At 61.0% G+C, this 20,326-nt stretch carries 13 protein-coding genes; 5 read left to right on the forward strand and 8 right to left on the reverse strand.

The window, feature by feature from the left end; translation table 11 throughout:
* Positions 1 to 43 precede the first annotated feature (43 nt).
* From ACMX25_RS08260 to cobA, 3 genes are all read right to left on the reverse strand, one after another.
* Entirely contained in the window at positions 44 to 1,213 is a 1,170-nt protein-coding gene (locus ACMX25_RS08260; RefSeq protein ID WP_414949174.1) for a CmpA/NrtA family ABC transporter substrate-binding protein, read from the reverse strand.
* 10 nt (positions 1,214 to 1,223) lie between these two features.
* A complete protein-coding gene (locus ACMX25_RS08265; RefSeq protein WP_414949176.1) occupies positions 1,224 to 1,799 on the reverse strand; it encodes an ANTAR domain-containing response regulator in 576 nt (191 codons plus the stop codon).
* Positions 1,800 to 1,899: 100 nt separating this feature from the next.
* Positions 1,900 to 2,676 carry a uroporphyrinogen-III C-methyltransferase gene (gene cobA / locus ACMX25_RS08270; RefSeq protein ID WP_414949178.1) on the reverse strand — a complete coding sequence of 259 codons (777 nt, stop codon included), beginning with the start codon at positions 2,674 to 2,676 and terminating at the stop codon, positions 1,900 to 1,902.
* 464 nt (positions 2,677 to 3,140) lie between these two features.
* On the opposite strand from cobA, the gene ACMX25_RS08275 reads away from it, so the two are divergent.
* From ACMX25_RS08275 to ACMX25_RS08290, 4 genes are read left to right on the forward strand one after another with little or no spacing between them, the layout of a single operon-like run.
* Positions 3,141 to 3,356, forward strand: a complete 216-nt coding sequence (locus ACMX25_RS08275) for a hypothetical protein (protein WP_414949179.1) — start codon at positions 3,141 to 3,143, stop codon at positions 3,354 to 3,356.
* A gap of 13 nt (positions 3,357 to 3,369) precedes the next feature.
* Positions 3,370 to 5,910: a nitrite reductase large subunit NirB gene (nirB, locus tag ACMX25_RS08280; protein ID WP_414949180.1), complete on the forward strand. Its 2,541-nt coding sequence runs from the start codon at positions 3,370 to 3,372 to the stop codon at positions 5,908 to 5,910.
* A gap of 39 nt (positions 5,911 to 5,949) precedes the next feature.
* A complete protein-coding gene (gene nirD, locus ACMX25_RS08285; RefSeq protein ID WP_414949181.1) occupies positions 5,950 to 6,297 on the forward strand; it encodes a nitrite reductase small subunit NirD in 348 nt (115 codons plus the stop codon).
* A 28-nt stretch (positions 6,298 to 6,325) separates the two neighbouring features.
* Positions 6,326 to 10,522, forward strand: a complete 4,197-nt coding sequence (locus ACMX25_RS08290) for a sulfite reductase subunit alpha (protein WP_414949182.1) — start codon at positions 6,326 to 6,328, stop codon at positions 10,520 to 10,522.
* Between the two features lie 25 nt (positions 10,523 to 10,547).
* Here ACMX25_RS08290 and ACMX25_RS08295 read toward each other — a convergent pair whose 3' ends face one another.
* Both ACMX25_RS08295 and ACMX25_RS08300 read right to left on the reverse strand, forming a co-directional pair.
* The gene (locus ACMX25_RS08295) at positions 10,548 to 11,927 is read right to left on the reverse strand and encodes an MFS transporter (protein WP_414949183.1); all 1,380 of its coding nucleotides are present in this window, start codon (positions 11,925 to 11,927) and stop codon (positions 10,548 to 10,550) included.
* Positions 11,928 to 11,985: 58 nt separating this feature from the next.
* Complete coding sequence (locus tag ACMX25_RS08300) at positions 11,986 to 13,236, reverse strand: metal-dependent hydrolase family protein (RefSeq protein ID WP_414949185.1); 1,251 nt, start codon at positions 13,234 to 13,236, stop codon at positions 11,986 to 11,988.
* 547 nt (positions 13,237 to 13,783) lie between these two features.
* Between ACMX25_RS08300 and ACMX25_RS08305 the strand changes: the two genes are divergently transcribed.
* On the forward strand, positions 13,784 to 14,995 hold the full coding sequence (locus tag ACMX25_RS08305; protein WP_414949384.1) for an acyl-CoA dehydrogenase family protein: 1,212 nt from the start codon (positions 13,784 to 13,786) through the stop codon (positions 14,993 to 14,995).
* A gap of 11 nt (positions 14,996 to 15,006) precedes the next feature.
* Here ACMX25_RS08305 and ACMX25_RS08310 read toward each other — a convergent pair whose 3' ends face one another.
* The 3 genes from ACMX25_RS08310 to ACMX25_RS08320 all read right to left on the reverse strand — a co-directional run bounded on the left by ACMX25_RS08310 (position 15,007) and on the right by ACMX25_RS08320 (position 20,296).
* Entirely contained in the window at positions 15,007 to 17,916 is a 2,910-nt protein-coding gene (locus tag ACMX25_RS08310; RefSeq protein ID WP_414949187.1) for a patatin-like phospholipase family protein, read from the reverse strand.
* Positions 17,917 to 18,214: 298 nt separating this feature from the next.
* The gene (locus ACMX25_RS08315) at positions 18,215 to 19,180 is read right to left on the reverse strand and encodes a glycosyltransferase family 2 protein (protein WP_414949188.1); all 966 of its coding nucleotides are present in this window, start codon (positions 19,178 to 19,180) and stop codon (positions 18,215 to 18,217) included.
* Positions 19,181 to 19,465: 285 nt separating this feature from the next.
* A complete protein-coding gene (locus tag ACMX25_RS08320; protein ID WP_414949189.1) occupies positions 19,466 to 20,296 on the reverse strand; it encodes an IclR family transcriptional regulator in 831 nt (276 codons plus the stop codon).
* Between the last annotated feature and the right edge of the window lie 30 nt (positions 20,297 to 20,326).

The following is a 20,326-nucleotide window of genomic DNA, read 5'->3' on the forward strand; positions in this document are numbered from 1 at the left end:
GAGCCGTTGAAACCGGCGATAGACAACAAACGCCACCACCGCGTCAGGCACGCATCGCAAAACCGTCGAGATAGGCGGCGGGATCTTGTCCATCCCAGACGCGCCCGTCGAACAGCACGTCCGCGCGAATCTCGTCCGGTACGCGCACGTCCGCCAGTTCCGCCGCCTCGCGATACAACGCCGTCTGGCTGATCGCCGCTGCAATTGCGGCGTCATCGTCCTGATTGCCGTTCAGCAGACCCCATCGGCGATATTGCGTCAGGAACCACAGGCCATCCGACGGACGCGGATAGTTGACGGCGCCTTTATCGAAGAAACTAGCGGGGCGCGGAAGTGGCTGCCCGGGGAATTGCGCTGCATCGTAGTTGCCGTAATCACCGAGCAGGCGTGGCGCGATCAATTCCTGCGGCACGCCTAACAATTCCGGCGCGGCGAGCCACGTCGAGATGTCGGTGCGATGTGCGGGGTCGTCAAGCCATCGGCACGCCTCGAGCATGGTCTGGATCAGCGCGCGTGTCGTGTTCGGATAACGCGCGACAAAATCGCGCCGGCTGGCAAGCACCTTTTCCGGGTGGTCCGGCCAGATCTGGCTCGTGATCGCGACGGTCCTGCCCGCGTGGCGCGACTCGGCAACCGCGTTCCACGGCTCACCCACACAGAATCCGTCGAGCTGGCCCTCGGCCAATGCATCGACCATTTGCGGCGGCGGGATCACGATACTGCGAATGTCGCGCAGCGGATGCACGCCAAGTGCTGCGAGCCAGTAGTACAACCACATCGCGTGCGTGCCGGTCGGAAAGGTCTGTGCGAAGACCGGAGGACGGCCGAGCGACGCGAGCGCCTCCTTCAAATTGCCGCTCTTGCTCAACGCATCGGCAAGTGGATTCGACAGCGTGATGGCCTGACCATTCCGGCTCAGCACCATGAGCACGGCCATGTCGCCCTGCGGTCCTCCAATACCCAGCTGGACGCCGTACACGAGCCCATAAAGCGCGTGCGCCGCATCGATTTCGCCGGACAACAGCTTGTCGCGCACGGCCGCCCATGAAGGCTGACGGCATAGTTCGAGCGTCAGGCCGTGGCTGTGGCCAAACTCGAGGATCTTGGCAACGGCGAGCGGGGCGACATCGCTCAGCGCCACGAACCCGAGGCGGATATGCGTCTTCTCGGGTCGCTCGGACACGTGCTTCAAAGCGGCATTGGGCGTGTTCATGTTGTACGGGCTACCCTAATAAATCGGCCATCGACACCAACTGGCGCGCGACTTCGGCAAGCTTCATTCCCTCGTCCATGGCGCGCTTGCGCAGCATGGCGTATGCCTCCGGCTCGGACATCCTGCGCCGGTCCATCAACAGGCGCTTGGCCCGGTCGATCAGCTTGCGGTCCGCGAGTTCGTTTTCGGCTTCGGCGAGCCGCTTGCGCAATTGTTCCTCGCGGGCGAACCGTGCGAGTGCGACTTCAAGGATGGGTGCAAGCCGCGATGCTTCCAGCCCTTCAACAAGATAAGCGCTCACGCCCGCGCTGACCGCCGCGTGAATCAGTTTCTGGTCACCGTCGTTGCTGAACATGAGGACCGGGCGCGGCGCGGTTTCGTTCATCACGGCGAGTTGCTCGAGCGTATCGCGCGAAGGCGACTCAGTGTCGATGATAACCACATCCGGGCGCTGTTCTTCCACCACCTTGGGCAAGGCCGCCGGGGTTGCCACCTCGGCCAGCATGTCGTAGCCCAGGCGTGCGAGCGCCTGGCGAAGATCGCCGATGGGTTTGTCGGTGTCGGTGACGAGCAGCACGCGAAGCATGGGTCAGGCGCCGGGGTAGCGCGTGCGAGACCGGCCGGCCGCAACGCTGGCCGGCGGCGGGTTGGCCAGCACCATGAAGACCGCGCGCGATGTGTGCGTCTCAGGCCGCATGCTGGACCGCTTCGGTGTGGTTTTCCCATGCGTTGAAGGCCGCGTGCACGTCTGCTGCTGCTTCGCTGATCGCGTTGCCAACAAGGATCACGGCGGGGCTTTGCAGGCCTGCTTTTACGGCGTCAGTCGCCATGCAATCCAGCCGCCCAAGCCAGCGCCGCTCGGATGGTGTTCCTGCCCATTGAACCACTGCGGCAGGGGTGGACGCCGGCATCGCCGAGAGCAGTGCAAGGCACAGGCTGTCGATACGCGTCATGCCCATGTAGATCGCGAGCGTCGTGCCGGTTGCCGCAAGCGCGGCCCAGTTGGGTTCGCCGTGATCCTGCTTGTGCGCCGTCACGAAGGTCACGCCCTGGCAATGCTCCCGATGCGTCAGCGATATCCCGAGACACGCAGCCGCTGCGAAACCGGACGAAATGCCGTTGATGATCTCGACCGGAATCTGCGCGTGCCGCAGTGCTGTGAGCTCTTCGCCTGCGCGTCCGAACAGCAGGGCGTCGCCGCCTTTCACGCGAACCACGTGCAGTCCCTTGAGGGCATAACGTTGCATCAGCCGCTGGATGAACGCTTGCGGTGTCGATTTACAGCCGCCGCGTTTGCCGACCCGGATCACGCGGGCTTGCGGCGCAAGCGACACGATCTCGGGATTGGCGAGATCGTCCAGCAACACGATATCCGCCAGCGCCAGTGCTCTGGCAGCTGCGATCGTGAGCAGGTCCAGATCGCCTGGGCCTGCGCTGAGCAAGGTGACCTTGCCTGTTGTCATCGTGATGTCCTTTGGTGGCTAAACAACCATGCATTCAACGCCGCGCGCCAACGAAAAACGGCATCCGCTCGTGCTCTTGCACGAAGGGACGCCGTTGTCCTGAGTCGCCGATGTCTACCGGCATTCACATCGATAAGACTGTGATATCCAAGCGCCCGACATCGTTGCCGGGCACAGCTAGTCATAGGCAATATCCAGGCCAGAAGAGAATGGTTTTAATGCATGCGTCGAGTGAGCCTTTGATCGGTAAGCTGGCCGCCGCGTGGAGCCACGCTCCCATGCGTATGTTTTGAACGAGACTCCCTTTAGTCCCATGAAGCCGATCAGGAATGCCTTCTTGCCCGCACGCGGACAGTGCTCTATCGCACCGCGAGTGTGCGGCGCTGCATCAAAATGCACCGCATCTATCCGGCTCAAAATGCGTGATCGCTCGCAAACGCCCGCCACATAAAGAAACGTTGAGCATGGCATGGCGCTTGCATTTAGAGCGTCTATGGATCAACGGCGGTCCAGTTTCATTGCAAGGCTTCACAGCGGCCCTTGAAGGGCTTTTTGGACAAAGGCGTCCCCTGGACTCAGTCATCGGCTGGGTTTGCGGGACGCCTTTTTGTTTTGTGGAAAAACAATGGCAGACAAAACAACCCGCATCGATCTCGGGCGTGTGGCGCATTGCAAATTGAGAGAGTCGTGATCATGAAAATTGTCGTCATCGGCCATGGCATGGTCGGCCATAAGCTCCTCGAATGTCTCGCTGAGAATGCAGCGCACGGACTCGATATCACCGTGCTGTGCGAAGAACCGAGGCCGGCTTACGACCGCGTGCATCTGTCGGAATTCTTCGCCGGCAGATCGGCGCAGGACCTGTCGCTGGTCGAGCCGGGATTCTTCGAGCGCGCGAACGTCCGGCTTGAACTGAATGCGAAGGCTGCGTCGATCGATCGCGCGGCGCGGACCGTGACGGTGTCGACCGGCGAGGTACTGGCCTACGACAAGCTCGTGCTCGCTACCGGTTCTTATCCGTTCGTGCCGGCGGTTGCGGGCAACGAGCGCCATGACTGCTTCGTGTACCGAACTATTGAGGATCTCGAAGCAATGAAGGAATGCGGCGCGCGCTCGAAGACGGGTACGGTCGTGGGCGGTGGCCTGTTGGGGCTCGAATGCGCGAAGGCATTGCGCGACATGGGCTTGCAGACGCATGTGGTCGAGTTCGCGCCGCGCCTGATGGCCGTGCAGGTCGACGACAGCGGCGCGCGCGTCTTGCGCAGCAAGATTGAAGAGCTGGGCGTGACGGTTCATACGCAGAAGAATACCGTTGCCATAGTCGATGGCGAGAACGGCACGCATCGCATGGAGTTCGCCGATGCGACCCATCTCGACACCGACATGATCGTGTTCTCCGCCGGCATCCGTCCGCGCGACGAGATTGCGCGGATCAGCGGCCTCGATGTCGGCGCCCGTGGCGGCATCGTGATCGACGATAACTGCCGCACGAGCGACGCCGATATCTTCGCAATCGGTGAATGCGCGCTCTGGAACGGACAGATCTTCGGGCTGGTCGCACCGGGTTATGACATGGCGCGTATTGTCGCCAAGCAGTTGCGAGGCGAGGTGGCCGGTTTCACAGGCGCCGACATGAGCACGAAGTTGAAGCTGATGGGCGTGGACGTGGCGAGCATTGGCGACGCGCACGGCAAGACGCCGGGCAGCCGCGCGTATCAGTTCAGCGATGAACGCAAGCAGGTCTACAAGAAGTTGGTGGTGTCCGAGTGCGGCAAGTATTTGCTCGGCGGCGTGATGGTTGGCGACGCGGCCGAATACGGCACGCTCTTGCAGATGATGCTGAACCGAATTGAGTTGCCGGAGGCGCCGGAGTTCCTGATTCTCCCTTCCTCCGACGGCAAACAAAAGCCCGGTCTTGGCGTTGACGCGCTGCCTGACGCCGCGCAAATCTGCTCGTGCAACAACGTGTCCAAAGGCCAGATATGCGAAGCGGTCTGTGCGGGTGCAACCAGCATTGGCGCGTTGAAGTCATCGACCAAGGCCGGCATCTCGTGCGGCGGCTGCGTCGCGCTCGTCACCCAGGTGATGAAGGCCGAGATGAAAAAGCAGGGGCTCGCGGTCAACAACCACCTGTGCGAGCACTTCCCGTATTCGCGCCAGGAGCTTTATCACATGGTGCGCGTCGAGCGCATCGAGACATTTGGCGCGTTGCTCGCGAAGCATGGCCACGGCCTTGGCTGTGACATCTGCAAGCCGGCTACGGCTGCGATTCTTGCATCGTGCTGGAACGAGTTCGTCCTGAAGAAAGAGCACGCAAGCTTGCAGGATACCAACGACTACTACCTCGCCAACATCCAGCGCGACGGCACGTATTCCGTCGTCCCCCGGATGCCGGGTGGCGAGGTCACGCCCGATGGATTGATCGCGGTCGGCCAGGTCGCCAAGAAGTACGGTTTGTACACCAAGGTCACGGGCGGCGCGCGTGTTGATTTGTTCGGCGCGCGGGTTGAGCAACTGCCGCTGATCTGGGAAGAACTGATCGCGGCGGGTTTCGAATCCGGCCACGCGTACGGCAAGTCGGTGCGCACCGTGAAGTCATGCGTGGGGTCTACGTGGTGCCGCTATGGCGTGGGCGATTCAGTCGGTCTCGCGATCGATATAGAGAATCGCTACAAGGGCTTGCGCACACCGCACAAGATCAAGTTCGGCGTCTCCGGTTGCACACGCGAATGTGCCGAGGCGCAAGGCAAGGACATTGGCGTGATTGCCACGGAGAACGGCTGGAACCTCTACGCATGCGGCAACGGCGGCATGAAACCGCGTCACGCCGAGCTGCTTGCATCGGATCTTGACCGTGCCACGCTGGTCAGTTACATCGACCGTTTCCTGATGTTCTATATCCGGACCGCGGACCGGTTGCAGCGCACGAGCGTGTGGCGCGACAACCTGGAAGGCGGGCTTCAGTACCTGATCGATGTCGTGGTGCACGACAAGCTTCAGCTTGCCGCGGAACTCGAAGCGGAGATGCAGCACGTGGTCGACACCTACGAATGCGAGTGGAAAAAGGCCGTCAACGATCCGGACACGCGCAAGCGCTTCCGTCATTTCGTGAACAGCGACGCGGCCGATGCAAACGTGAGTTTTGTCGAAGAGCGTGGCCAGATTCGACCCGCGACGCTGGCTGAACGGCAACTGAAACGAATCGATATTCCGGTGGTTGTCGAAACGGTTTGAAGCACGCGGGATCTACCGATCCACATCAAGGACATCATCATGAACATCGACCGAATCCCAAGCGCGTGGGTGCCTGTGTGCCCGCTCGATGACATCGTGCCGAACACGGGCGTCTGTGCACTCATCAACGGTGAGCAGATTGCTGTGTTCCATCTTGCCGACGAAACCACGAGCGTGTTTGCCATCGATAACTTCGATCCGGGTTCGCAGGCGTCGGTGCTGTCGCGCGGTTTGATCGGCAATCTGGGCGAGCGCATTGTGGTGGCATCGCCGATCTTCAAGCACCACTACGACCTTCGCACGGGCGAATGCCTCGAGATCCCGGAGAACTCGGTGAACGCCTTCGCCGCGCGCGTGGAAGATGGCCACGTATGGGTCGCGATATGAGCAAGGTACGCGAGTTCGAGAGTCGATCATGATTTCCGGCAGCGTCAAAACTGTATGCCCGTACTGCGGCGTTGGCTGTGGGATGGTCCTGCAAGTCGAGAAGGGAGAAGTGGTCAAGGTGTCCGGCGACAAGGAGCATCCGGCGAACTTTGGACGCCTCTGCACCAAGGGGTCATCGGCGCATGTGGTCTTGCGCAAGTCGGGTCGTCTTGAGTGCGCCTTCATTCGCCACGAACGGGATCAGGACCCGATTCCGTTGCCCATGGCACAAGCCATCACGGACACAGCACAGCGCCTGCGCGGGTTACTCGATGCACACGGTCCGGACGCACTTTCGTTCTATGTGTCGGGGCAGATGTCGATCGAGGCGCAGTACCTCGTCAACAAGCTCGCGAAAGGGTTTGTCGGTACCAACAACATAGAGTCCAATTCGCGGCTCTGCATGGCGAGCGCGGGGAGCGGCTACAAACTGTCGCTGGGCGCTGACGGTCCGCCGGGCTCGTATGAGGACATCGACAAGGCCAGCCTGTTTTTTGTGATCGGCGCGAACATGGCCGACTGTCATCCGATCCTGTTCCTGCGCATGATGGATCGCGTGAAGGCGGGTGCGAAGCTGATCGTGGTGGATCCACGCCGCAATGCCACCGCGGACAAAGCCAACCTCTTCATGCAGATCAAACCGGGTACCGATCTCGCGTTGCTGAATGGCCTGCTGTATCTGCTGCATCGGAACGGGCATACGGATGCCGGTTTCATCGCCGAGTCGACTGAAGGGTGGGACGCGATGCCTGCCTTTCTCGAGGACTATCCGCCAGATAGAGTGGCTGAGATCACCGGCATTCCCGAAGCGGATATTCGCCGGGCTGCGCAATGGACGGGCGAGGCGCCCGAGTGGATGAGCTGCTGGACCATGGGCCTCAACCAGAGCACGCATGGCACCTGGAACACGAACGCGATCTGCAACCTGCATCTCGCCACGGGCAAGATATGCCGGCCGGGCAGCGGGCCATTTTCGCTCACCGGGCAGCCTAATGCGATGGGCGGACGTGAGATGGGATACATGGGCCCCGGGCTGCCCGGCCAGCGTTCGGTGCTGGTGGAAGAGGACCGGGATTTTATCGAAGGCCTGTGGAATATCCCGAAGGGCACGCTGAAGACTTCGCTTGGCCAAGGCACCGTGGACATGTTCTCGCGCATGGCGACGGGCGAGATCAAGGCTTGCTGGATCATCTGCACGAATCCTGTTGCCAGCGTACCGAACCGGCAGACCGTGATGGCGGGCTTGCAGGCCGCGGAGCTGGTGATTGCGCAAGATGCCTTCCTCGATACCGAAACGAATCGCTACGCCGATGTCCTTTTGCCGGGTGCGTTGTGGGCCGAGGCCGAAGGCGTGATGATCAACTCGGAGCGCAACATGACGCTCGCGCAGAAGGCCATCGAGCCACCGGGCACCGCGTTGCCGGACTGGCAGATCATCGCGCGCGTGGCATGTGAAATGGGTTTCGCCGATGCGTTCAGCTATGTGTCGGCGGAAGAGGTCTTCGCTGAAATCACGCGGACATCGAATCGGAAGACTGGCTACGATTTGCGCGGCGCGAGCCATGAACGCCTGCGCCAGACGCCGTTGCAATGGCCCTGCCCGCCAGACGTCGCGGCCGATCGCAATCCGGTGCGCTATATCAACGACGGCGTGAGCCAGACACTCAGGGAATTGCCGGACGGCAGCCGCCCGCACCTGGTCTTTCCCACTTCATCCGGCAAGGCCGTCTTCTTTGCGCGCCCGCATGTGCCGCCGGCTGAAATGCCTGACAGCGAACGGCCTATTGTGCTGAATACGGGCCGCTTGCAGCATCAATGGCACACCATGACCAAGACCGGCAAGGTGCCCATGCTGAACAAGCTGAACCCCGCCCCGTTCGTGGAAATTCATCCCGAAGATGCGGCGGCGCTGGGTATCAGGGCGAAGGACGCGGTTGAGGTTCGATCGCGTCGCGGCCGGGCCGTGCTGCCGGCGGTCGTCACTGATCGCGTTCGTGCCGGTAATTGTTTTGCGCCCATGCATTGGAACGATGTCTTCGGCGAAGATCTCTGCATCAACGCGGTGACGAATGACGCGATCGACCCCATATCGCAGCAGCCTGAATTCAAGTTCTGCGCCGTTGCGCTCAGCCGCGTAGCACTTAAAGCTCACATGGCGAATCCCGCAATGCGCGACGATGCGGGCCGCCCGGAACGCGTCGAGTCCGCTGCCGCCGATCAAGCCCGTCCGAACCAGGAACTGGACATGTCCCGTATTGACGCCCTTGCCACGCTGCTCGGAATTCCGAATACGCCCGCGCCCGAACTGAGCGACTCTGAACGCATCTACGTCGCCGGTTTCATGAGTGGCCTGCGATCGACGGAAGGGCGTTCGAAGGATGGCGTGCCGACGTTGCCGCTTAGCGCGCCCATCGCCCCTGCCACGCGGCTTTGGCTCGACGGTGTCCTTGCGGGGCTGTTCAGCCGTGCGGAATCGGCCGTTCCAACGTTAGCCGCGCCGCTTGCAGAATCGACCGCCGAGTCCTCTGTCCGGATTGCGCGGGCACGGCCAAAGGTCGTGTTGCTGTGGGCTTCCCAGACCGGCAATATCGAATCATTGGTCGAGCGGTATGCGACCCAGTTGATGGAGTCAGGCTTCGAGATACGGACCGCATGCATGGCCGACTATACGGTGTCCGACCTGGAGAAAGCGCAGTACGTTCTGCTGATGACGAGCACCTTCGGCGATGGCGATGCCCCCGATAACGGCGAGAGTTTCTGGGCCGCGATCAGTGCAAATAACGCGCCGCGCCTCGATGGCGTGCGCTACGCCGTGCTGGCTTTTGGCGACCGCAACTACGACGCGTTCTGCGGTCATGGCCGCAAGCTCGATACGCGTTTGCTTGAACGCGGAGCGGAACGTTTGCTTGAGCGGGTCGACTGCGATGCAGAGTTTCAGCCCGCAGCCGATGCGTGGCTCGAGCGGATCGTCGCGCGGATCAAGGAAGAGGATGCGGCGCTCCATGCCATCCCGGCTGACGGCATGATTCCGGCCGTGCTGCCCGGCACCATGCCCTCGAAGACGCATCCCGCGGCGTCGCGGCTGGTGAAGAACCTGCGTCTCAACAAGCAGGGCGCGACGAAGGACACGCGTTATTTCTCGCTGGATACCGCTGGCTCGGGCCTTGACTACGAGGTCGGCGATGCGCTTGGCGTGTGGCCGCGAAACTGTCCTGAACTGGTCGATGAACTTATCGGCCTGAGTGGTCTTAGCGCCGATGCCCCCGTCAATGTGGCGGGCGCGGGTGAGATGCGCCTGGCCGACGCGCTCGGCAAGCATTATGAAATAGCACGCCCCAATCACGACGCATTGGCGTTCATCGCAGCAAGGACGCGCAACGGTGCAGCGGATCAAAATAATGCATTAAGCAGACTGCTTCGCGAGGGCAACAAAGCGGACTTGAAGAAGTGGCTGTGGGGTCAGCAACTGGCTGACGTGCTGCATGAATTTCCGGTTGAGCTGTCAGCTACGGAACTGGTCGGCATGCTCAAACGCATGCAGCCGCGGCTTTATTCGATTGCATCGAGTCCGAAGGCACATCCTGACGAGATCCACCTGACTGTGTCGGCGGTCCGGTATAACAACGGCCGGCGTCAGCGCAAGGGTGTGTCATCGACCTTCCTGGCTGACCGCGCAGGTGACGCCAGCGTGCCGGTGTTCGTCCAGAAATCGGCGCATTTCCGTCTTCCCCATAGTGGCGATGCACCCATGATCATGGTCGGCCCCGGCACCGGCGTGGCCCCGTTCAGAGGCTTCCTGCACGAACGCCTCGCACGAGGCGACACGGGCCGTAACTGGTTGTTCTTTGGCGAGCAGCATGCCGCCACGGATTATTACTACGGCGATGAACTCGACGAGATGCGCAGCAAGGGTTTGTTGAACCGTCTCGACCTCGCTTTCTCGCGGGATCAAGCCGAGAAAATCTATGTGCAGGATCGCATGCGTGAGCACGGCGCGGAACTGTGGTCGTGGCTTGAGGCTGGCGCGCATTTCTATGTTTGCGGCGACGCGGGCCGCATGGCCCGTGACGTTGATGCAGCGCTCAAGTCTGTCGTCGCTCAGCACGCCGGCATGAGTGACGACAAAGCCCGCGAGTATGTCAGCGACATGGTCAGGGACAAGCGTTATGTGCGGGACGTGTACTGATTTCTGCACGCGTCCCGCAATTTCGCTACCCCCTCAATTGCTGCGCCGCAATGTCTTCAAGCGACCGCCCACGCGTCGGCACGCCCATCAGCACTACTGCCGCCGCACCGATCAGCAGCACGCACGTGGTCGCGCCAAACACGCCTGGAAAGCCCAGCAACGGATACACATACCCGACCAGGATCGGAGCAGCGATGGCGCCCAGCCGACCGATTGATGAGGCCATTCCCGCACCGGTCGCGCGGACATCGGTTGGAAAAACTTCGGGCGTGTACGCATAGACACCCGCGTATGTGCCGTTCATGAAGAACGACAACAGCACACCGGACAGCATGATGCCCGCGTCGCTGCGCGTGAGTGCGAGGCCCAATGCCGACACGCCTCCCAGCACCATGTACGACGCGATGGTCGCTTGCCGGCCGATCTTTTCGTTCAACCACGCGCCTGAGAAATAGCCTGGTATCTGAGCGATATAGATCACGAGGGAGTAGGAAAAACTGCGGGTGATCGTCATGCCGTTCTGCACCAGCAGACTCGGAATCCACGTGAAGAAGGCGTAGTAGCTGAAGGTTATCGACAGCCACATGAGCCACGTCATGGTCGTGATGCGCGCAAGCTTGCGAGACCAGAGCGCCTTCACGTTGGCGAGCGCCGATGCGCGCTCAGCCGCGACAGGAACCTCCGCTGCGGCCGCTGCATCGGTCTCGGGCAAAGGTTCCAGTTTCACGCCGGCTGCCGTCAACTCCGCCTCCGCGCGGGCGACGATTGCCTCGGCTTCCGCATGCCGTCCGCGTGCGACCAGCCAGCGCGGCGATTCGGGCAATGCGCGCCGCCACCACAGCAACATCACGATCGGCAGGGCGGTGATCACCATGACCACGCGCCACGCGTTCGGCGCAATCGGAATCACAAAATAGCCGAGCAGGGCGGCCGCCACGAAGCCGAAGGAGAAGAAGCCGGCGAGACTCCCAGTGAACGCGCCGCGATAGCGTCGCGCCACGAACTCCGACAAGAACGGCGCAACGATCGCGCTTTCGGCGCCCGTGCCGAGTCCGGCAACAATGCGCGTCGCGAGAAAGAATGGCCAGTCATGCGCCGTTGCGCTGGCCAGCGATGCAATGCAGTAGATCACGAGCGCGTACATCATCACGCGCTTGCGCCCGATCAGGTCGCCGAGAATGCCTGCAAGCATGGCCCCAAGGAAATAGCCGATAAACGTGCCGCTGCCGAGCACGCCCGTTTGCACGCTCGTCAGGCCCCACTGCGTGCGCAGCACTGGCAGCAGGAACGCGAGCACGGCGGCGTCCATGGCGTCGAAGGTGTAGCCGAGACCGCCCATCAGCAGTAGCCGTCGATGAAAGGATGAAAACGGCATGCGTTCGATACGGGCGGAAATCGTCGACATGGGTAACGCGCCTCGGTGTCAGGAATGAGCGGATTTGGCTTGGGGTTCGGCTTTGGAATTAAGCGTGCTCGAGTTCGTCGAAGTGGATGTGGCCGCCTTTCATCACGAACGGAATATGCTCACCCTGACCTAGCAGGCAGTCGATGGAGCGCAGCGGATTGCCGTCCACCACGAGCACATCGGCGAACGCGCCCGCCACGAGGCGGCCGAGTTTGCCGGTCATGCCGAGCACGTCGGCGCCTACTACCGTGGCGCTTGCTATGGCTTCAGCCGGCGATAAAACTTCGGCACGCAGCCGGAATTCATCGCTTTGCAGACGCTGCGCTTCTCCCAGCAGATCCGTGCCGAAGCCCATGCGTACGCCCGCGCGTTTCATGATCTCGAGAGACTTGAGGCCGGCCTCATGCACGTCGGCCACCTTTGCAAGGCTCGCTTCGGGCAGGCCGTATTTCGCGCCCTCGCTCGCGAGCGCTTCGTAGGTCACCAGCGTGGGAACCACGAAGGCATCGTGTTCCGCAACCACGCGCGCAGTGGCGTCGTCGATGAGATTGCCGTGCTCGATCGTGCGCACGCCGCAGCGCACCGCGCGGGCGACGGCTCCCGGCGTATAGGCGTGAGCCAGCACGTAGGTCTGGCGGCCGCGCGCCTCGGCAACGATCGCGCGGATCTCGTCCTCGGAGTATCCCCATGCACCGACGGGGTCGGTCGGTGAGGCAACACCGCCGGATGCCATGATCTTGATCTGGTCCGCGCCCATCTGGAGTTCTTCGCGAACGGCACGTCGCACTTCGTCCACGCCGTCCGCCACCCGTGTGAGCGCACCGACGCGTACGCAACATCCGCACGGCGCGTCCGGCGGCATGTAGTCGGTACGCGCGCGCATGTCGCCGTGACCGCCGGTCTGGCTCAGCGCGCGTCCCGAGACGAACATGCGCGGGCCCTCGGCCAGTCCGGATTCCACGGCTTGCTTGAACGGGTAACCGGCACCCCCTGCGTCCCGGATGGTGGTGAACCCTCGCCGCAGCATCGCGCGCATCAAGGGCACGGCGCGCAACGTGACGAGCACGTTGGGCAGGGTCATGACGCGCGGCAGGTTGAATTCGACCGCGATGACATGCACGTGGAGGTCGATCAGGCCAGGCATCAACGTCTTGCCTTTCAAATCGATCACGCGGGCACTGGCGGCTTTGATCGGACGATCTGACACTTCCTTGATTCGCCCGTCTTCGACCAGGACCTCGTGGCCGGGAATTAATTCTGGTTGCAACGGGTCCAGCAGCGCGCCATTACGAAACAACACCGACGTCATCGCGACTCTCCTGAGAAGGTGGAATCCGGGGCGCGGACTGCAGAGTCAACGCGCCATCTTGCATGACTACACGAGCAGCAAACTATACGCCGCGCGCGGGCGAGCGCGCTAGCGTGTCATTAATCGCATAAGGAAAAGCGGTGAGGTAAGCGGTATGGCGCGGTACGCGTCATGCCAGGCGAAGCATGGAGACGGCAGCGTTGAATATCTGTTTCGTGAGACGGAGTAGACCTAGTTATGAGTAATGCGAAATAACTCGTCAGCGTGGTTCATATGCGCGTGCAATGTGCGGTCCCGTTTTTGCGCCCTTTCAGTGCTTCGGCTGGCGCCGCACGGTTGGCGGACCGCAGCATTATTTTGGCGGCATTGAACGCCATCGCCGTGGCTGGCGAACGAGCATGCGAACAGGGCTATGATTGTTCCCAAACTGCCGGTTCGGCGCCTCGCTATCATCACGGCGCCAAGTAACGCCTTGGTAGGAATGATCAACCTGAAGACGGCGCCCGCGCATTGCGCGGCGAAAAAAAGGAGACCCTGCATGAGCAGCATGGAAGTTGTACAGACAGAGCGCGCGAGCGAAATTGCCAAACGGGTGGAAGAGTTTGTGCGCACGGTAGTGGTTCCATACGAACGCGATCCGCGTTGCGGCAGTCACGGGCCGAGCGAGGAACTGGTGCGTGAACTTCGCGGCAAGGCGCGCGCCGCGGGCGTTCTCACGCCACATATCCTGGCGGGTGGCGACCATCTCACGCAGCTTGAAACTGCGACCATCCTGAAGCGTTCAGGCTTGTCGCCTCTTGGCCCGGTCGCCGTCAATACCGCCGCGCCGGACGAAGGCAACATGTACCTGATTGGCAAGATCGGCACTGACGCGCAGAAGGAGCGATTCCTCGCGCCGCTCGTAGCGGGCGATGCGCGCTCAGCTTTCTTCATGACCGAACCTGCATCCGATGGCGGCGCGGGCTCCGATCCTTCCATGCTCCAGACCACGGCGAGGCGTGATGGCGATCACTGGGTCATCGACGGTACGAAGGCCTTTATTACCGGCGCTGAAGGGGCATCGGTCGGCATTGTGATGGCGCGCAGCAACACGGGTGAAGAAGGAGACCCGACGGACCACAGCAACGCCAAGGTCAGGGCGACCATGTTTCTTGTCGACTTGCCGCATCCCGCCATTCATCTTGAGCGCATTCTCGACACCATCGACAGTTCAATGCCCGGCGGCCATGCAGTCGTACGTATTAGCGGATTGCGCGTGCCCGAGAGTCAGGTGCTGGGCGAGGCGCACGAAGGCTTCAAATATGCCCAGATCCGGTTGTCGCCCGCGCGGCTGTCGCATTGCATGAGGTGGCACGGCGCGACCACGCGAGCGCACGAGATCGCGACACGGTACGCCTGCACCCGCCGGGCATTCGGGAAGTTGCTCGTCGATCACGAAGGTGTCGGGTTCATGCTCGCGGAAAACGTGATTGATTTGCAGCAGGCGGAACTCATGATCGATTGGTGCGCGGCCGTACTCGATAGCGGCTCGCTGGGCACATCGGAAAGTTCGATGACAAAAGTTGCCGTGGCCGACGCGCTGTTCCGCGTGGCCGACCGCTGTGTGCAGGTCATGGGCGGCACGGGGGTATCGCGCGATACGGTGGTCGAGCAAGTGTTCCGTGAGATCCGCGCGTTTCGTATCTACGATGGCCCCACGGAAGTCCACAAGTGGTCGATCGCCAAGAAGATCAAACGCGACACGCTTGCAGGGCTCTGAAGCCCGCCAGGTCAGCCGAACAACGCGCGCGCTTGCGAATACCCGAGCGCGCGATGCGACTCCCACTGGACGTCGTCGAAGAACTGGTTGGCAGTTGTTTCATTCGGGAAATCAGCACTGGTGTTTTTGTACTGACGTACGTCGTGAGGCGCCGCCGTGGTCAAGCGGGGTTTGATCGCGAGAATCTGGCCGCTGCGTCCGTCCGGAAACGCAACCATCAGGCGGATCGCGAGGTACTCGGGACCTTTCGCAAAAGCATCGAAGGATTTGGCAATCACGCTTGGGTTCAACCGCAAGCCATCGGGCGACGTGATCTTGCACGGCGACTCGAAAATTTCGATGCCGAAGTCCACGCGAACGCGCCGCATCAGGTTGGCGAGGTCATCGAACGTATAGAGCGGATCACAACCGTTGTCGAAGATGACAATGAACGCCAACTGGCGACGCAGTAATTCGTACGCGCCGGTGTTTTCGAAGTGTCCGCCGTCTGTCAGATACCAGCGCCGCCCTCGCGGCCCGTCGAACTGCCCGAGTAGTTCACTCGTCAGGCAGAACTGCGTGCCGAACACCTTCTCACGAAAAATGCGCTTGGGGTCTTTGTCGTCCGGAAGCGGGACGCGTGTACGCCGGCTGTTCTTTGCGCCATGGCGAAACGGCGCGGAATACGTGTCCCACCAGTAACCAAGGCGAATATTGGCAATGCCCAGCAACAGCGAATAACCCGGACGCGTCAGTTGCCCGAGTCCGGTGCTCACCGCCGCGCCCGAGATCGCGATCCAGTCACCTAGCGTCAGTGATTCGAGCCAGATGTCCTGCGTTGTCTGGCCGGACAAGGTATGCGAAGCAGGCGTTGAGATGTCGTTCGCTGAACGCCAGTCGCATTTCAGCACGCCCAGCTTCGCGCCCACGGTCATGCCGGCAGGGCCGATGCTCATGATCATGCCGCGCGCACCGCGCTGCACCAGCGACGAATTCCAGTCGATCGTCTTGTTGATCGTCGTGTTGATCAGGTGGACCGGTGCGCAACTTTGTTCGTGGTAATACTGGCTCATCGCGATGCTGTCGCCGGGCACAAGTGATGTGACGTCGCGGCGGTTCGCCTGATCGAGACGGACGCGATTCGTCGCGCCAATGAACGCACGCGTCAGGCGCGTGCTATAGAAGCGCTGGTAGGTCGAGAGGTTGAGAAACTGGATGCAAAGGCCATCGATGATCGCAAGCATCAGGATGACTAAGCAGGTAAGGCCGAGGAACAGCAGGCCGCTGCGATTAGCATCCCGCCAGACGGCCGGGAAGGCATCGAGGAGGGCGGTCTTGCGCGCATAGTGTCTTAACGCGACATCGGCGGCGCGGGCGGCGATCGACCAGAACGTCAGCGTGATCAGCGCGGCGAAAAAGGCGGCAACCGAGGCGAGTACGATCTTCGGCACTTTCATGATCTGATTCTTGACCGTGCTCCCCTCGGACAAAAGAAACTTCGCCGCTGCCCAGATCGCCGCGCCCGAACCCGCCAACACGCCGAGCGACGCGGGTACAGACGACGATTCGGCGGCGGCAGAGGCGGTGGTCGCGGTGGTCATTGCCGCCCCGCTCGACACCGCGAGCACACACGTGTGCGAAGCGCCGCCTGCCAGGTAGGGCGCACACGCGTAGCCTATTTGACCGAGCGCATCAATCGCTGCTATGGCGGCAGCCCAGATCATGACCTGGACAGGGCCGGAGAACAAGCGATGCCGGCCGATGCGAAGCGGCGTGGTGTACGCATTCGTCAGTGCGTTGCGCAAGCGGTCGGCGAACGCGCGGCTATCGAGGTGGGATGCCGGTTTAGCTCTCGGACCAACTCGCCATGCGATGCCCGACTTGCCCGGCGAGGCATTACGGTTCACGAAGCTCCATGCAATAACGAAAGCAAGGACGGCAAGAGTTTCGGTCAGGATGACGAACCATGAGCCCGTTCCCACAAACGAGTAGTTGAGCAAGGACGACGAGGCAGCCGCGGAATGAACCGGAAGAATGGTCCCGGGCCGATTGATTTCCACGCTGATCAACGCGATCAAGGTCACGAGGATAAGCGACGCAGCAGGCAATACTTTGTAGGCCGAGCGTGTTCCCTGGGCAAGATTTTGCGTGAGCCAGTAAGCACGGCTCAACGGCGAAATGAGCAAGATTAAAATGGCTATTGCCAGCAGGCCCGGGACGGACTTGAGCAATGGATGCCAGCGGTCGGCGAAGCGGGCGAAATGAAAAATCGTGGTGTTCGCGAGGCTGATCCACAGCAACACAGTCAGCAGCGAAACGCCAATCACGTATTGCAACGCGAACCAGTTGCGCAGCGAGAACGCGATGGATTGCAGGACGTCGTTCATGCCGTTCGGCACGAGGTAGTTGCAGTTATCGCGGAGATAGGAAATTGGCGTGACCGAAGCGGGCGTGGCCGCGCAGGTCTTCGGGCCGAGTGCCGTGTCAGCGCTCTGCGCGCGTGTTTTGAATTCGGCCGCGGGTGTTTGCGCGCTGCCGGTACGCAACGAATCGGGGAGAAAGAGGCTGCCATAGAACGCGCCAATATAACTGCCGCCCGACACGGTCGATACATAACCGAAGTGCTTCAGCACCTGCTGATCCGCCATGGCCTGAAGCACGCCGAGCGAGAATACGGCGCTGCGAATTCCGCCGCCTGAGATGGCGAGGCCGGGTATGCCGGCGGCATCGAGCGTGTTGTCTGGCTGGTCGCCCGGGAACGGATCGAGCCCGACCGCTCGGCGATGGCGCCGCGCTTGCTCGATCTCAACGCCAATGAAATCCGGCGGTAATGTGGAGGAAGAATGGTCTTCGCCGCCGGCCGCAGCGGGTGTCGATGGAAACCGTTCTCCGCGCGTGGAAAGCAGGCGGAGGCCGAACAAACAGGCGATGAGCTTCAGCATGGCGGATTTTCCCGAAAAACTTTCGTGACTCGGACGCTCTAATGCTTTGACGTGATTTCGATGTTCGTACGGCGCAAACGGATAAGCAGTCGCTAAAGGCCGCAATTGTCAGATGAATACATAGACTTTTTCGACTATTGGGGCGCTTGTCGAATGTACTGCAAAGTGTTTTACGTGGGGAGGGTTTTACGATGGCGCGGGAGCGCGTTAATCGAATAGAAGGGCGTGATGGCGAAGCGAGGCACGTGTGGTTTCAAGCCCGAACTCGCACCGGGCTTGGGCTTGAAACCGCTTTATTTCAGCCGTTCTGAGTACTGCTTTTGTAGCTTCCGGCGCTGGCGAATCCCTTGAGGATCAGCATCAGGTGGAAATACAGCCGTTTGCTAAGCCCATAGTTGTACGCGTACAGATGCCCGAGCGCGATGCTCAATGCCTGCACGGGTTGATGATTGCGTGCATACACGGAGACCACGATTGGCACGATCCGTTTAAGCGCCAGTTCACGCGCTGACTCGAGGCTGCGGTCAAGCTTCAGCGATTTAAGAAAGTCATAAGCCAGGACGGCCGCGGCAGTGGTCGAGCGCGCCGTGGTCTTGGACATCGAAACCTCGGTCTTCCGATAAAACGATACATATTCCTTGAGGTAATACACCTTCAGGGCCGCGATACAAATCTGCGCGCCGAATACGAATTCGCAGCCAATGCCGTATTGCTTTCTATAGCTGATTTTCTTGACCAGATCCGCGTTGGCGAGCCAGCCGTTGTTCGGCATCATCTGGATCAGGCCGGTGCGTCCGGGATTCTCCTGCATTCCGACCACCGCTTCGGTGCGGTGGTAATCGGTATTGAGCTGCCGGCTGGCGTCCAGATCGACGCGGCCGGTATCGTCCATTTGATATTGGTCGCCGAATGCGATTTCCAGGTCCGGGTAAAGATTCCACACGGACAGCAGGCGTTCTATGCAGTCTGGCTTGAGAGCATCGTCATCGTGAATCAGGAGGATTTTATCGCCGGTAGCACGGTCGAAAAGGCTGGCAATATTATCCGCCTGCCCGAGGGGCGGCTCATTCTTGACGTACGAAATGCGCGTTTCGTGCATATACGTGGTGTCGATCATATTGCGCGTGCGGCTGTCGCTGGAATCATCGCCAATGACTATTTCAATGTCCTCATGGGTTTGAGCAAGACACGAATTCAGCGATTCCATCAGCAGGTCGGGGCGGTTGCACGTTGGCAGGCAAATAGAGATTTTGGTCTGTCGCATGATGTCTTCACCGTGGGCTGAATGGTTGGATCGACCGGGCGCATCCGGGCTAAACCAGGAATAGCGGCGTCGGATAACTGAAAGACTGCGCAAGGACGGGAGGCGTTGCTGGTTTTATACGGTTGCGCATTTATTTCGTCAACGCGATTAAATGGCGCTAAAACCAACGTTGATTTATTTTCTATTTTTTACTCGGCAAACGCTTAATTGCCGGATTGATTTCGCAATGCGCAAGCGGGCGCTCGAATGATGACATTCGAGCGCCCACGCCAAAGCAGGTACGGCTTATTCGCCTTCCAGGTTGTAACCGCTGAACCCCATGAGCGCGGACAAGCGCGCGGTCATTTCGCCGACCATCTTGCAGACTTCGTCGAACTCGGGATTGACCTTTTTATCGATACGTTCGAGATACGGCACGTTGACCGCCGCCACGGCGTCGCCACTGCTCCCGATCACCGGGAACGCTACGTTGGTCACGCCGCGCATTTGCCGGCTGGGCACGATCTCATGCCCGGTCGCGCGAATCTCGTCGAGCAACGCCAGCAGCGCCGCCGGTTCCACGTCGTTCTCGCCCTCCACGCGTGTGTGCGCAGCCAGCATTCGCTCCCGTTCGGCGGGATCGCGGAACGCGAGCAGCACGTGGCCTGACGAGGTATCGGTCAGGCCCATCACCGCGCCGACTTTCAGCCCGAAGGACCATCGCTCGGGACTATCGACTTGCGCAATCACCGCGACGCGGCCGCTGTGATAAATCGATAAATGACACGACTGCCGCGTGACGTTGGCAAGATCGCGCAACAGCGGCAGCGCCATGGCGGTCAGCGATCGAATGGGCTGCTGCCGGTGCGCCATTTCGAACAGCTTGAGCGTCAGCGTATAGCGGTCGTTATGATCGCCTTGCACATAACCGCGGCGCTCAAGCGTGACGACCATGCGAAAGATTTCGCTCACGGTGCGGCCGAGTTTCACCGACAGTTCGTTGAGCGTATAACCCTCGGCCGTGTCCACGAGCACGTCGAGAATATCGAGGCCTTTTTCAAGGGCGGGCGCGGCGTAACGCGGACTTTCGGCGTTCTCGTCGGACGCGTTCCGGGAAGGTTTTAGCACTGTATTCATGGCAATGTCTTGAGCGAAAGAGAGCGCATC

It is taken from the genome of Caballeronia eucalypticola (assembly GCF_047608185.1).
Classification (GTDB): Bacteria; Pseudomonadota; Gammaproteobacteria; order Burkholderiales; family Burkholderiaceae; genus Caballeronia.